The following is an 11,458-nucleotide window of genomic DNA, read 5'->3' as shown; positions in this document are numbered from 1 at the left end:
TAGCTCAGTGGTAGAGCATTCGGCTGTTAACCGAACGGTCGTAGGTTCGAGTCCTACCTGCGGAGCCATGGGGAAGTACTCAAGAGGCTGAAGAGGCGCCCCTGCTAAGGGTGTAGGTCGCGCGAGCGGCGCGAGGGTTCAAATCCCTCCTTCTCCGCCATTNCGTTGGTCAAGCGGTTAAGACACCGCCCTTTCACGGCGGTAACACGGGTTCGAATCCCGTACGGGTCATAACAAAAAAGGAAGCATACATCATGTATGCTTCTTTTTTTTATTTCTATTCCTCGATATAACCATCTTTTTGCTTATAGGGGATGTCGCCTAGTTTGGAATCGATATTCTTTTCTTCCAATGTATCTTCATATTCCTTTTTCCTTTTATTCTGTATATCCACTCTTTTTCTACCTTGGATATCATTTGCGGCAAATCCCTCATAGTCTTCAGGAAATCCATTCGTTTCATCTTCGGTGCGATAAAGATCATTATAATTGTCATGATCGCCGGTGTAGTCGGATGGCGTTTCGGATGTCCCGAATTTGGCGACTTCACCGAAGCTATCTTCATGATCGACTATTTCTTTACCATGACGGTTTTGAAAGTCGTCCCCCTTGGATGGAATCAATATGTCTTCTTCAGCTGGACGGTCTTGAGCATTGGTGCGTTCCGGTGCATGCTCGACGCAATAGAGTGTGCTCGGGACAGCTTCAAGTCTATCGATAGGGATTTCCATCTGGCAGGTTTTGCACTGGCCATAAGATCCTTCTTCAATTGCATTCAACGCCTCCTTGATTTTCTCCATTTCAGCTTGGGCGTGTTCATCAAGTGCCTGATTTCGTTCCATCTCGAATAATTCGGTGCCAAGGTCAGCCGGATGATTATCATAGGACGATAATTCCCCGACGGATTCCGTCTGGCTTTCATTCAGTAAAGTTCCTTCTTCATTTTGTATCCTATTGTCGAGTTCTGCTTTTTCCTGAAGCAGTTCTTTTTTTAACGTTTGTGTTTGTTGTTTGGTTGGCATATTCATTTCACTCCTTCTAAAGTATGTATCTATTAATTATTGGTAAGATGGTTGTATTATCTATTACCCGAATTGGTGTATAGGAAAACAAAATGAAACGGATGATAGAAAAAAGGACTGAGTGAAATGAACTCAGTCCTTTAAAAGTTAAATAAAATAGCTGATGAATAATCCAATCGCCATAAGCAGGCCAAAGATGGTATTGGTTTGGGCCGTGGCTTTCATGGCCGGAACCATCGTGATCGGCTGGGTCTTACCGACGAAGCCTTTGACTGCTTTCATCGCTTTTGGAATGCTTAGGAAGGCAAGGAGAATCCAGGCCGTTACATTTCCGGTAACGACCAAGCCAACCAGCCATAGGTAAGAAAAGGCAAACATGATGGCCATGAAGGTCAAGGCGTTTTTCCTGCCCATCACGACAGGCATCGTTTTGCGACCATGTGCCTTATCGCCATCATGGTCACGGAGGTTATTGGAGAGGTTGATCAATCCTACCAATATTCCGCTCGGTATGGCAATTAAAATGGCAGTCGGGGAAACATATCCGGCTTGAATGAAAAAGGCAATTAAAATGATCAAAAAGCCCATGAACAACCCTGAAAAAAGCTCTCCGAAAGGAGTATAAGAGATGGGCAGTGGGCCACCTGTATAAAGATAGCCGACAAGCATGCAGACCAACCCTACTGCAGCAAGCCACCAAGATGATGCGGCACAAATGTAGATTCCAAGTAACATGGAGATGGCATACATAGCAAGGGCCAAGGTCATGATGAGTTTTGGGGTCATCCCATGGCGTACGATCCCGCCGCCGATGCCAACCGATTCCTCGGTATCCAAGCCTCTTTTGAAATCATAATATTCATTGAATAAGTTCGTCGCAGCCTGGATCAGGATACTGGCAATCATCATGGCAGCGAATAGCAGCCAATTGACGCCATCTTCCAAAAGCGCAATCACCGTTCCAAGCAAGACCGGGACAAAAGCTGCGGTTAGTGTATGTGGACGAATTAACTCCCACCAAATCTTCCAGGTCCGTTTAAGGGGAAGTTCGTCGTATTCTGTTTGCATTGGTTCTCTCCTCAAAATCAGTATGGGTACTCTCGAAATTATAACAAAAATTGAAATGTTGCACAAAAGTTACCCTATTAAGTGTAGGTAAAGTCGGGGCGGGTGTCAATTGAATCAAGCGGTGATTCACTTCCAAATTCAAGGATGTTTCGCTTCATTCGCCAAGTTTCATATAATAAGGAAAAAAGCGGGCAAGTATCGATTGGAAAAGGGGCGTTTTATTGACATCAGGTTGACGGGAGGTGTATCTTTAAATAGGTTAAAAAGCTTTTAAAATGTACATTTGGGGGGATTTTTTTGGCTATCTCGGAAGAAACTGAACAGTTTCAGGGGCTGGCTTCAGCTATACAAAAGGCGAAGGACTTGAATGATCAAGTTCTATTCAGTCATATTAAGAAAATTCAAGGCACCAACCCCCTTTCATTTTATCAAGCTGGAAGAGAACGGTATGCGGGTGAACGCTTTTTTTGGGAGGATCCTGCAAAGGAAATAACCATCACTGGTTTAGGCAATGTTAAGACACTCAAGGCGGCAGCGAATGCAGAACGTTATAGGGAAGTCGAAAAGAGCTGGATCAAACTGCAGGAAACTGCTGTCAAAACGGGAGTGACCGAAGTAGAAGCAACAGGTCCCTTACTGTTTGGGGGCTTTTCTTTTGATTATGAATCTAACAGTACACTCCTTTGGAACCAATTCGGGGACAACCTGTTTTATATACCTGCCTTCATGCTATCAATAGTGGGGAAACAAGCTTACTTAACGACAAACTTACTTTGTTCGCCTGATGATTCAGAGAAACTCTTCAGAGATATGATAAATGAACGGGAAGCTTTCCTTTTCGAGAGCTTGGATGGTGCTGCTTTATGCGGTCTTAATTCCCTTGTTAAGCAGAGGGAGGCACGGCCTGAGGAGTGGAAGCGCACGGTTACGGAGGCAGTAGAGGAAATCAAGACGACGGATCTCGATAAGATTGTCTTGGCTAGGGAACTGCGTCTTACATTCGAACGCTCGATAGATTCAGGGAAGGTGCTTGAGCAATTGATTGCAGAGCAGCCATTAAGCTATATTTTCAGTTTGGAAGCGGGTGGAGATTGCTTTGTCGGCGCGACTCCTGAACGCTTGATTAAAAAGCAGGGAAATGAAGTCTTTTCTACCTGTCTTGCCGGTTCGATGGGACGAGGGAAAGATGAGCATGAAGATGTTATCCTTGGCAATGAATTGCTTCAAGATCAAAAGAATTTACAAGAGCACCAATATGTCGTGTCGATGATATCCAATGCTTTTGATGCCGTATGTGAAAAGGTCCTGGTTCCGGACGGACCGAGGCTCATGAAAAACCGTCATATCCAGCATTTGTATACGCCGATCCGCGGTGTAGCAAAGGAAGGTATCACGATTTTACAATTCGTTGAGAACCTTCATCCGACACCTGCCATGGGCGGGCTTCCTAAAGAAAAGGCCGTTATCCGAATTAGGGAAATGGAAGGCCTTGAACGCGGCTTCTATGCGGGACCGTTAGGCTGGATGGACACCTATGGAAATGGGGAGTTCGCTGTAGGAATACGCTCTGCCCTGATACAGGACAATGAGGCATCGCTTTTTGCGGGCTGCGGCGTTGTGGAGGATTCAACTGCCGTGGCAGAGTACCGGGAAACGGGGATTAAATTCAATCCGATGTTAAGTGCTTTAGGAGGAAATCTTAATGAATGACCAAGATGCATTGACAGCATATGCTGCTTCATTTGTCGATGAGCTGGCAGAAAACGGGGTGAAGCATGTGGTGGTGAGCCCGGGTTCACGCTCCACCCCGCTCGCTATATTGCTGGTGGAACATCCTGATATTGAAATTCATATTAATGTGGATGAGCGTTCGGCCGCTTTTTTTGCCCTTGGTATGGCTAAGGCCTTAAAAGAACCTGTCGGACTTCTTTGTACGTCCGGCACGGCGGCAGCCAATTATTACCCCGCCATCATCGAGGCCTATTACTCAAGGGTGCCACTTATTGTGCTTACCGCCGATCGACCGCATGAGCTGCGTGATGTCGGTGCCCCACAGGCCATCGATCAAATACATTTATACGGGCGGCAAGTGAAGTGGTTTATCGAAATGGCCCTTCCCGAGCGCACCGATGAAATGATTCGGTATGCAAGAACGGTCGGTGCTAGGGCTGTCGCTACAGCAGCGGCAGATCCGGCAGGTCCAGTACATTTGAATTTCCCGCTTCGCGAGCCGCTGATACCGAATCTGGAGCAAGCGAAGGAATGCAGGCAAAAGCGTCTAGCTCCTGCAGTATTGATCGAGAGCGGAGTGCGCACACTCTCCGCATCACAAATTGAAGCGGTTGCAACCACATTGTCACAAGCGAAGCAAGGGCTGATTGTATGTGGTGAATTACCGGACCCAGAGATGAAAGAGGAGATTGTCGCATTAGCGGAAACGCTTGCTTTCCCGCTATTGGCCGATCCCCTTTCCCAGCTTAGGAGCGGAAGTCACGACAAGGGCGTCATAATTGATGCGTACGATACCTTTCTGCGCGATGAAACAACAAAAGCGTCGTTCAGTCCGGACGTGATCATTCGCTTCGGTGCCATGCCTGTTTCAAAACCGTTATTGCTATTCATGAAAAAGCAAAAGCAGGCCATCACCCTTGTCGTTGACGGCGGGGCAGGGTGGCGCGAACCAGCTGGCTTGGCGACGAACATGATTTACTGCGAGGAGCGGGATTTCTGTCAGCGGGTCGGTGAAAAAATCAGCGGTGCCGCTGGGGATGAATGGCTGCGCATATGGCAGACCATCAACGGGGCGACGAAAAATGCCTTGGCCTCCGTCCGCGATGAAGCGGAGTTAAGCGAAGGGAAGCTGTTCGCCCTGCTTGCTGATATGCTGCCGCAGCATTCCACGCTGTTTGTCGGCAATAGCATGCCGATCCGTGATTTGGATACCTTCTTCATGAACAATGAAAAAGGTATCAAAACTTTGGCCAATCGAGGTGCAAATGGCATTGACGGTGTTGTGTCCACTGCGCTGGGGGTAAGTACGGTCGCAGAAAATACCGTGCTGGCAATCGGCGATTTGAGCTTTTTCCATGATATGAATGGCTTGCTTGCGGCCAAGCTGCAAAAGCAGAATATCACAATTTTATTGATAAATAATGACGGGGGCGGCATCTTCTCGTTCCTGCCGCAGGCGAATGAGAAGGAACATTTCGAAACGCTTTTCGGAACGCCCCATGGCCTTGATTTTTCCCATACAGCCAAGCTTTATGGAGGGAAATACAACAAAGTGCAATCATGGGATGAGCTGAAGAGGGTAGTTACGGAGTCTTTTCAGATTCAAGGCTTGAAGATCATTGAGGTACCGACCGAAAGGGAGTCCAATTTGCACAAGCATCGAAATTTGTGGAGTTTTGTTTCCCAGGAAATAAAATTGGTGTTAGACAGGGAAATATCATGAAAATTGTCAGCAGCAATGTCACTTATGCTGTTGAAATAGCGGGAAATGGAGAACCATTGGTATTATTGCATGGATTCACGGGAAATCGGGATACGTGGAAATTCCTTATTCCGATGCTTCGTGAGAGCTATACGATGATCATGGTCGACATAATTGGACATGGCATGACATCGTCACCCTCCGATCCAGGACGATATGAGTTGGGAAGCGTTGCTGGAGATATTAAGCATATCCTCGATGAGCTCCATTTCCCAACAGCTTCTATCCTTGGTTACTCGATGGGGGGAAGGCTTGCGCTGGCGTTTGCCTGTTTGTATCCTGAATATGTCGAAACATTGATTTTGGAGAGTGCGTCACCAGGCCTTGCAACCGCACAGGAGCGAGAAATCCGTAAGCAAAATGATAAGAAACTTGCCGAGCGGATTCGTGAATTTGGCATGGAAGCATTCGTGGACCATTGGGAAAGCATCCCGCTTTTTGAAAGCCAAAAACACTTATCGTCCAAAACGAGGGCTTCCATTCGGGAGCAGCGTCTGGCAAATGACTCTGTCGGTCTTTCCAATAGCCTTCTCGGCATGGGTACAGGCAGTCAGGCTTCCTACTGGGGGGATCTGCAAACGCTTGATTTTCCTGTCCTGCTCCTAACCGGGGAATTGGATCCTAAGTTTCGTGACATCGCACACGCGATGAAAAAGCAGCTGATGCACGCCGAATGGAAAATAATAAATGGTGTCGGACATGCGATTCATGTGGAAGATGGAGAAAAGTTTGGTAAAATAATAAGTGAGTTTTTAAAGCGAAATTAAAGGAGGAATTTAAATGACGATTCAATGGGAAACAATACGTGAGTATGATGAGATTTTATACGAAAAATATAATGGGATTGCGAAAGTGTCGATCAACCGGCCACATGTACATAACGCCTTCACGCCAAAAACGACTGCTGAAATGATTGATGCATTCGCAAGGGCACGTGATGATTCTAGCATCGGTGTTATCATTTTAACGGGTGTAGGCGGCAAAGCCTTCTGTTCAGGCGGAGACCAAAAAGTGCGCGGCAATGGCGGATATGTTGGCGAAGATAACATTCCACGTCTAAACGTGCTTGATTTGCAGCGCTTGATTCGCGTAATTCCAAAACCGGTCGTGGCGATGGTGGCAGGTTATGCAATCGGCGGCGGAAATGTTTTGAATGTGGTTTGTGATTTAACGATTGCGGCTGACAATGCCGTCTTTGGACAAACCGGACCGAATGTGGGCAGCTTCGATGCTGGTTATGGCTCTGGCTACCTGGCGCGCATCGTCGGCCACAAAAAGGCTCGCGAAATCTGGTACCTATGCCGTCAATACAATGCACAGGAAGCATTGGATATGGGATTGGTCAATACGGTCGTGCCATTGGATGAATTAGAGGCGGAAACAGTGAAATGGTGTGAAGAAATGCTTGAGAAGAGCCCGACTGCCCTTCGCTTCCTGAAAGCGGCAATGAATGCTGACACGGATGGCCTTGCAGGTCTTCAACAATTGGCTGGTGACGCTACATTACTATACTATACAACAGAAGAAGCAAAAGAAGGCCGCGATGCGTTCAAAGAAAAACGCACTCCGGACTTTGGACAATTCCCGCGTTTCCCTTGATGAAATGCATGAAGAAATAAGACGGACAGCTTGGCGAATCATCGCCGGGCTGTTTTCTATATGTAAGTAGAGGAGGAAAGTCGTTCATGGCAGAAGAAAAGTTGCCAAACTGGCTTAAAAACCGGGCGCATCTTTCACCGGATCGCCCCGCAATCGAGTTTGAAGGTCAAACGTATAGCTTTCTTGAGCTGCATACATTATCGGAGAAGATGGCATGCAGGCTGGCGAGCGCTGGTCTCAAGTCTGGCGATACAAGCGCAGTCTTATTCCGTAATCATATTGATGGAGTCGTCGCCATCCACGCACTATTTTATCTCGGTGTGAAGATCGTGATGCTGAATAATAAATTAACGGCAAAAGAACTGGCGTGGCAGATTGAAGACAGTGGTGCCTCCTACTTGGTCTCTGAAGGATCCTTCGCAAGCAAGCTTGATGATATTGATGGTATTTTCCCTGATTTGCCCCTTCTTTTAATCGAACAATTGCCGGTTGAAGGAGCAGCAGAGATTCTTCAGCAGTTTTATCTGGAGGATACCGCCACGATCATGTATACATCAGGTACGACCGGAAACCCAAAAGGTGTGATCCAAACATTCGGCAACCATTGGTGGAGTGCAGTCGGATCGGTGTTGAACCTTGGATTGCATGAGGGTGATTCCTGGTATTGTGCAGTTCCGATCTTTCATGTCAGTGGTTTATCCATCCTGATGAAAAGCGTGATTTATGGGATGAAGGTCGTTTTGGCGGAGCGGTTCGATGAGCGGGAAGCGAACAGGGCCATTCAGGAACGTGGCGTGACGATCATCTCGGTCGTGACGACGATGCTGAATAGGATGGTGCATGACCTGAAAAAATCAGGCTATCCCGATTCTTTTCGCTGTATCCTGTTAGGCGGCGGACCTGCACCTGTTCATTTACTGGAGGCTTGTAAGGAAAAGAAGATTCCCGTCTATCAATCGTATGGGATGACGGAAACATCTTCGCAAATCGTGACGCTGGCACCAGAGTACAGCATGACGAAAATCGGATCTGCCGGAAAACCTTTATTTCCTGCGCAGTTAAAGGTCGAGCAGGATGGCAAGCTGTGTGAACCGGGTATGGCGGGGGAAATCGTTGTTTCGGGTCCGAATGTGACAAAGGGCTATTTCAATCGATTGGACGCTACACAGCAGGCGATCATTGACGGCTGGCTTTATACGGGAGATCTTGGTTATCTAGATGAGGAAGGCTTTTTATATGTACTTGATCGACGATCGGATTTAATCATCTCCGGCGGTGAAAATGTCTATCCGGCAGAAATTGAGAATGTCCTCAGCAGGCATCCTGATGTTTTCGAAGCGGGAGTGACGGGGACCGAAGATGAAAAATGGGGACAGGTGCCGCTCGCTTTTGTCGTCTTGCATCAAGGGGCGGAGCAAAGTGAGAGCGACCTGCTTGATTATTGCAGGGAGTCCTTGGCTTCATATAAAATTCCCCGAAACGTGATCTTTTGCGATAGGCTTCCGCGAAATGGTGCCAGCAAGCTGTTGAGAAGGGAACTGAAGAAGAAAATGGAGGAATGGCAATGAAGTTATCGTCCATTACGCTAAAGGTCATCAAGGCCCCTTTAAAGCAGCCATTCAAGACGCATCTCGAGACGGTGAACGACAGGGAAGTCATCATTGTCGAAGCAAAAGATGAAGATGGGCTGATTGGATACGGAGAAGCGGTGCCTTTTTCGAGTCCTTGGTACACCGAGGAAACGATCAAAACATGCTTTCATATGCTGGAGGATTTCTTGATTCCGTTGACATTGGCAAGTAAGCCCCGGAATCCCGGGGAGCTGCAGAGCTTATGGAGCGGGATCAGACGGAATGCGATGGCAAAGTCGGCATTGGAACAGGCCATCCTGGATCTATATGCAAAGCAGCAGGAAATCTATCTCGGACGGATGTTTGGCGGTGAACGAAGTGAGGTCGCCGCGGGCGTCGTCATCGCCTCCAATGATGTGGAAGATGCGATGCGCCAAATTGAAGCCTTTTCCCAATCGGGTTATCAAAGATATAAGATAAAAATCGATCCTCGTCATGATCTCGAGTTTTTATCGCAAATTCGCGGCGCGTATCCCGACATCCCGCTAATGGCGGATGCCAATTCAGCATACACCCTTAATGACATTCCCCATCTGCAAAAGCTTGATAAGTATAATCTGATGATGATTGAGCAACCACTGGGACATGACGACATCGTAGAACATTCCCGATTGCAAAAACAGCTGCAGACTCCGATCTGCCTTGATGAAAGCATCAATTCCTTTCATGATGCCAACAGTGCCCTCGCACTTGGGAGCTGTGGGGTAATCAACATCAAGATGGCCAAAGTGGGCGGATGGACGGAGGCTGTCAAGATCCATGATCTTTGTGTGGAACATGACGTACCGGTATGGTGTGGCGGAATGATTGAATTTGGCATATCACGTGCCCACAATATTGCCCTTGCCACATTGAAGGGGTTCACGATTGCTGGGGACATTTCCTCTTCTTCCCGCTATTGGGAAGAAGATATCATCGTGCCTGAAGTCGTTGTCGAGAAGGGGATGATCCAGGTCCCAGAAATTGCAGGAATCGGTGTTTCCATCAATGAAAAGCGGCTCAAGGCTTTGACCACGTATAGTGAAACTTACAGGTAACACAGTAAAAGAGGTGCATGCTCCTCTTTTGCATCAATATGGAAGACCTTCAAAGGCAAAGTTACATTTTTTTTTGGAAAATGGGGCTTTGTCTATTTTTTATTTAATGGATTTTTTTGTATAATATAATAAAATATAGAAAATAACGGGGGGAGGGAGAAAATGAAAAAACCGTATTTGATTGCGGAAATTTTATTAAGAAGGGGCATGCCCGACTACGTCATTAAAGAAGTGACGGCGTTGGCGGAATGCGAACTGTTTCTGTTGAAGAGAAAGTGGGGACAATATGATCGCAGGACTGGAGCGTGAATGAATCGATTGACAGGAGGCCAAGCAAAAGCACAACTTCGCGCCAAGAAAGTACTTGTCACTCTGGTTACATCAATCTCCTCGGCGACTTCTTCAGAACAATCCCCATCCTCCCGAACCTTTTGTCGTACACCCATAAAAATTTCCATCAATGTCTGCGGCGATGCTCGGCTCGTTAGCTTCCATTATAAATATCAAAGCTTAAAGGGCTGGCTGCGAATCGGTATTCCAACTTGTTCATTGGGTTATTCTTCCAAGGTGCAGATGAGTGAGCAACCCGGAATTGGCAAAAAAAAGAAGCGGCCCGATAAGGATCCGCTTCTTTTTCATTTATTGCAATGCCGTGTGCAGGGTTTTTATATTTTTTTCCATTAAACTGAAGTAATCTTCTCCAGCTTTGATATCGTTGTCGGTCAACACGGAAAGGTTATGGAGCTTTAGCGATTTCGCTCCCATTTCCTTCTGGATGATCTCGGTTAGTTTAGAACTGATATTCTGCTCAAAGATGACGTAGTTCAAGTCTTCTTCCTTCGCCATCGTGACGATTTTTGCCAATTCCTTCTGGGAAGGCTCATTTGAAGACGTTAGCCCTGTGACACCAATCTGTTCAAGGCCATAGCGCTCCTCCCAATATCCGTAAGCGGAATGGGAAACGATAATCTTATTGGTCCGGCCCGAATCGATTGTCGTTGCCAATTTTTCATCAAGTGCCGTCAGCTTTTTAGAAAGCTCGTTGAAGTGGCTGTTGAAATATTCCTTTTGCTCAGGCATTTGCTTCGTCAATTCATCGCGGATGCTTTTTGCCATTTCAATGGAATAAATCGGATCTAACCATAAATGGGGATTGACCCCGCCGTGATCATGACCGTCCTCCTCATGTGCGTGCTCTTCTTCTTCGTGTGCATGCTCATCTGCATCCAGATGAACCGCTTCACCTACTGCGACGGTAGTGACTCCCTCTTTGCTTAAAATCGGCTCAGCCTTCGTTACGAATCCTTCAAGATTATAGCCAATATACAAAAATAGGTCGGATTCTGCCATTTTTACGATATCCTTTTGAGAAGGATCAAACGAATGCTCATCCGTTCCGGGAGGATAAACGGAATCGACGTTAACGTAATCCCCGCCAATCGCCTCCGTGAAGTATTGTAAAGGGTAAACCGTCGTGTATATATTTAACGTATCCTTTTTTGTATCATCACCATTTTCTTCTTTTGTATTTCCGCAGGCTGATAACAGTAGCACTGTAACCAGGAAAAGCGAAAGCCAGGCTCGGTTCTTCATGTGAATTGCTCCTTTA

11 protein-coding genes and 1 tRNA gene are annotated in these 11,458 nt (G+C 46.8%); 9 read left to right on the top strand and 3 right to left on the bottom strand.

Translation table 11 applies throughout. The features are described from left to right. The first annotated feature begins 69 nt into the window (after positions 1-69). Positions 70-160, top strand: a tRNA-Ser gene (locus ASU00_RS22315). A 117-nt stretch (positions 161-277) separates the two neighbouring features. Here the strand turns inward: ASU00_RS22315 and ASU00_RS22305 are convergent. Continuing rightward, the gene (locus ASU00_RS22305; protein ID WP_057915656.1) at positions 278-1,021 is read right to left on the bottom strand and encodes a TraR/DksA C4-type zinc finger protein; all 744 of its coding nucleotides are present in this window, start codon (positions 1,019-1,021) and stop codon (positions 278-280) included. Between the two features lie 147 nt (positions 1,022-1,168). After that, positions 1,169-2,089, bottom strand: coding sequence for a 1,4-dihydroxy-2-naphthoate polyprenyltransferase (locus ASU00_RS22300; protein ID WP_057915655.1), 921 nt, complete (start codon positions 2,087-2,089; stop codon positions 1,169-1,171). 297 nt (positions 2,090-2,386) lie between these two features. Here ASU00_RS22300 and ASU00_RS22295 point away from each other — a divergent pair, with 297 nt between their 5' ends. From ASU00_RS22295 to ASU00_RS25165, 8 genes are all read left to right on the top strand, one after another. Continuing rightward, positions 2,387-3,799 carry an isochorismate synthase gene (locus ASU00_RS22295; RefSeq protein WP_057915654.1) on the top strand — a complete coding sequence of 471 codons (1,413 nt, stop codon included), beginning with the start codon at positions 2,387-2,389 and terminating at the stop codon, positions 3,797-3,799. Further along, positions 3,792-5,543: a 2-succinyl-5-enolpyruvyl-6-hydroxy-3-cyclohexene-1-carboxylic-acid synthase gene (menD, locus tag ASU00_RS22290; protein WP_057915653.1), complete on the top strand. Its 1,752-nt coding sequence runs from the start codon at positions 3,792-3,794 to the stop codon at positions 5,541-5,543. The genes ASU00_RS22295 and menD overlap by 8 nt, the downstream gene beginning before the upstream one ends. After that, positions 5,540-6,349, top strand: a complete 810-nt coding sequence (gene menH, locus ASU00_RS22285; protein ID WP_057915652.1) for a 2-succinyl-6-hydroxy-2,4-cyclohexadiene-1-carboxylate synthase — start codon at positions 5,540-5,542, stop codon at positions 6,347-6,349. The genes menD and menH overlap by 4 nt, the downstream gene beginning before the upstream one ends. Before the next feature lie 13 nt (positions 6,350-6,362). Then, the gene (menB, locus tag ASU00_RS22280) at positions 6,363-7,181 is read left to right on the top strand and encodes a 1,4-dihydroxy-2-naphthoyl-CoA synthase (protein ID WP_057915651.1); all 819 of its coding nucleotides are present in this window, start codon (positions 6,363-6,365) and stop codon (positions 7,179-7,181) included. Positions 7,182-7,267: 86 nt separating this feature from the next. Further along, positions 7,268-8,749, top strand: coding sequence for an o-succinylbenzoate--CoA ligase (locus ASU00_RS22275; RefSeq protein WP_057915650.1), 1,482 nt, complete (start codon positions 7,268-7,270; stop codon positions 8,747-8,749). Then, a complete protein-coding gene (menC, locus tag ASU00_RS22270) occupies positions 8,746-9,849 on the top strand; it encodes an o-succinylbenzoate synthase (protein ID WP_057915649.1) in 1,104 nt (367 codons plus the stop codon). The genes ASU00_RS22275 and menC overlap by 4 nt, the downstream gene beginning before the upstream one ends. Positions 9,850-10,011: 162 nt before the next feature. After that, entirely contained in the window at positions 10,012-10,158 is a 147-nt protein-coding gene (locus ASU00_RS25570; RefSeq protein WP_161809771.1) for a hypothetical protein, read from the top strand. After that, on the top strand, positions 10,159-10,533 hold the full coding sequence (locus ASU00_RS25165) for a hypothetical protein (RefSeq protein ID WP_152983826.1): 375 nt from the start codon (positions 10,159-10,161) through the stop codon (positions 10,531-10,533). On the opposite strand, the gene ASU00_RS22265 is transcribed toward ASU00_RS25165, so the two are convergent. Next, entirely contained in the window at positions 10,489-11,442 is a 954-nt protein-coding gene (locus tag ASU00_RS22265; protein WP_057915648.1) for a metal ABC transporter solute-binding protein, Zn/Mn family, read from the bottom strand. The genes ASU00_RS25165 and ASU00_RS22265 overlap by 45 nt on opposite strands. Positions 11,443-11,458: the final 16 nt, after the last annotated feature.

The sequence above is a fragment of the Peribacillus muralis genome (assembly GCF_001439925.1).
Classification (GTDB): Bacteria; Bacillota; Bacilli; order Bacillales; family DSM-1321; genus Peribacillus; species Peribacillus muralis.
The sequence above is the reverse complement of the archived record's forward strand: the minus strand, read 5'-3'. Positions and strand labels throughout refer to the sequence as shown.

Bases quoted from the DNA above. Each gene is read 5' to 3' on its own strand.
- ASU00_RS22305 (WP_057915656.1), bottom strand. From the start codon at position 1,021: ATGCCAACCAAACAACAAACACAAACGTTAAAAAAAGAACTGCTTCAG.
- ASU00_RS22300 (WP_057915655.1), bottom strand. From the start codon at position 2,089: ATGCAAACAGAATACGACGAACTTCCCCTTAAACGGACCTGGAAGATT.
- menD (WP_057915653.1), top strand. From the start codon at position 3,792: ATGAATGACCAAGATGCATTGACAGCATATGCTGCTTCATTTGTCGAT.
- menH (WP_057915652.1), top strand. From the start codon at position 5,540: ATGAAAATTGTCAGCAGCAATGTCACTTATGCTGTTGAAATAGCGGGA.
- menB (WP_057915651.1), top strand. From the start codon at position 6,363: ATGACGATTCAATGGGAAACAATACGTGAGTATGATGAGATTTTATAC.
- ASU00_RS22275 (WP_057915650.1), top strand. From the start codon at position 7,268: ATGGCAGAAGAAAAGTTGCCAAACTGGCTTAAAAACCGGGCGCATCTT.
- menC (WP_057915649.1), top strand. From the start codon at position 8,746: ATGAAGTTATCGTCCATTACGCTAAAGGTCATCAAGGCCCCTTTAAAG.
- ASU00_RS25570 (WP_161809771.1), top strand. From the start codon at position 10,012: ATGAAAAAACCGTATTTGATTGCGGAAATTTTATTAAGAAGGGGCATG.
- ASU00_RS25165 (WP_152983826.1), top strand. From the start codon at position 10,159: ATGAATCGATTGACAGGAGGCCAAGCAAAAGCACAACTTCGCGCCAAG.
- ASU00_RS22265 (WP_057915648.1), bottom strand. From the start codon at position 11,442: ATGAAGAACCGAGCCTGGCTTTCGCTTTTCCTGGTTACAGTGCTACTG.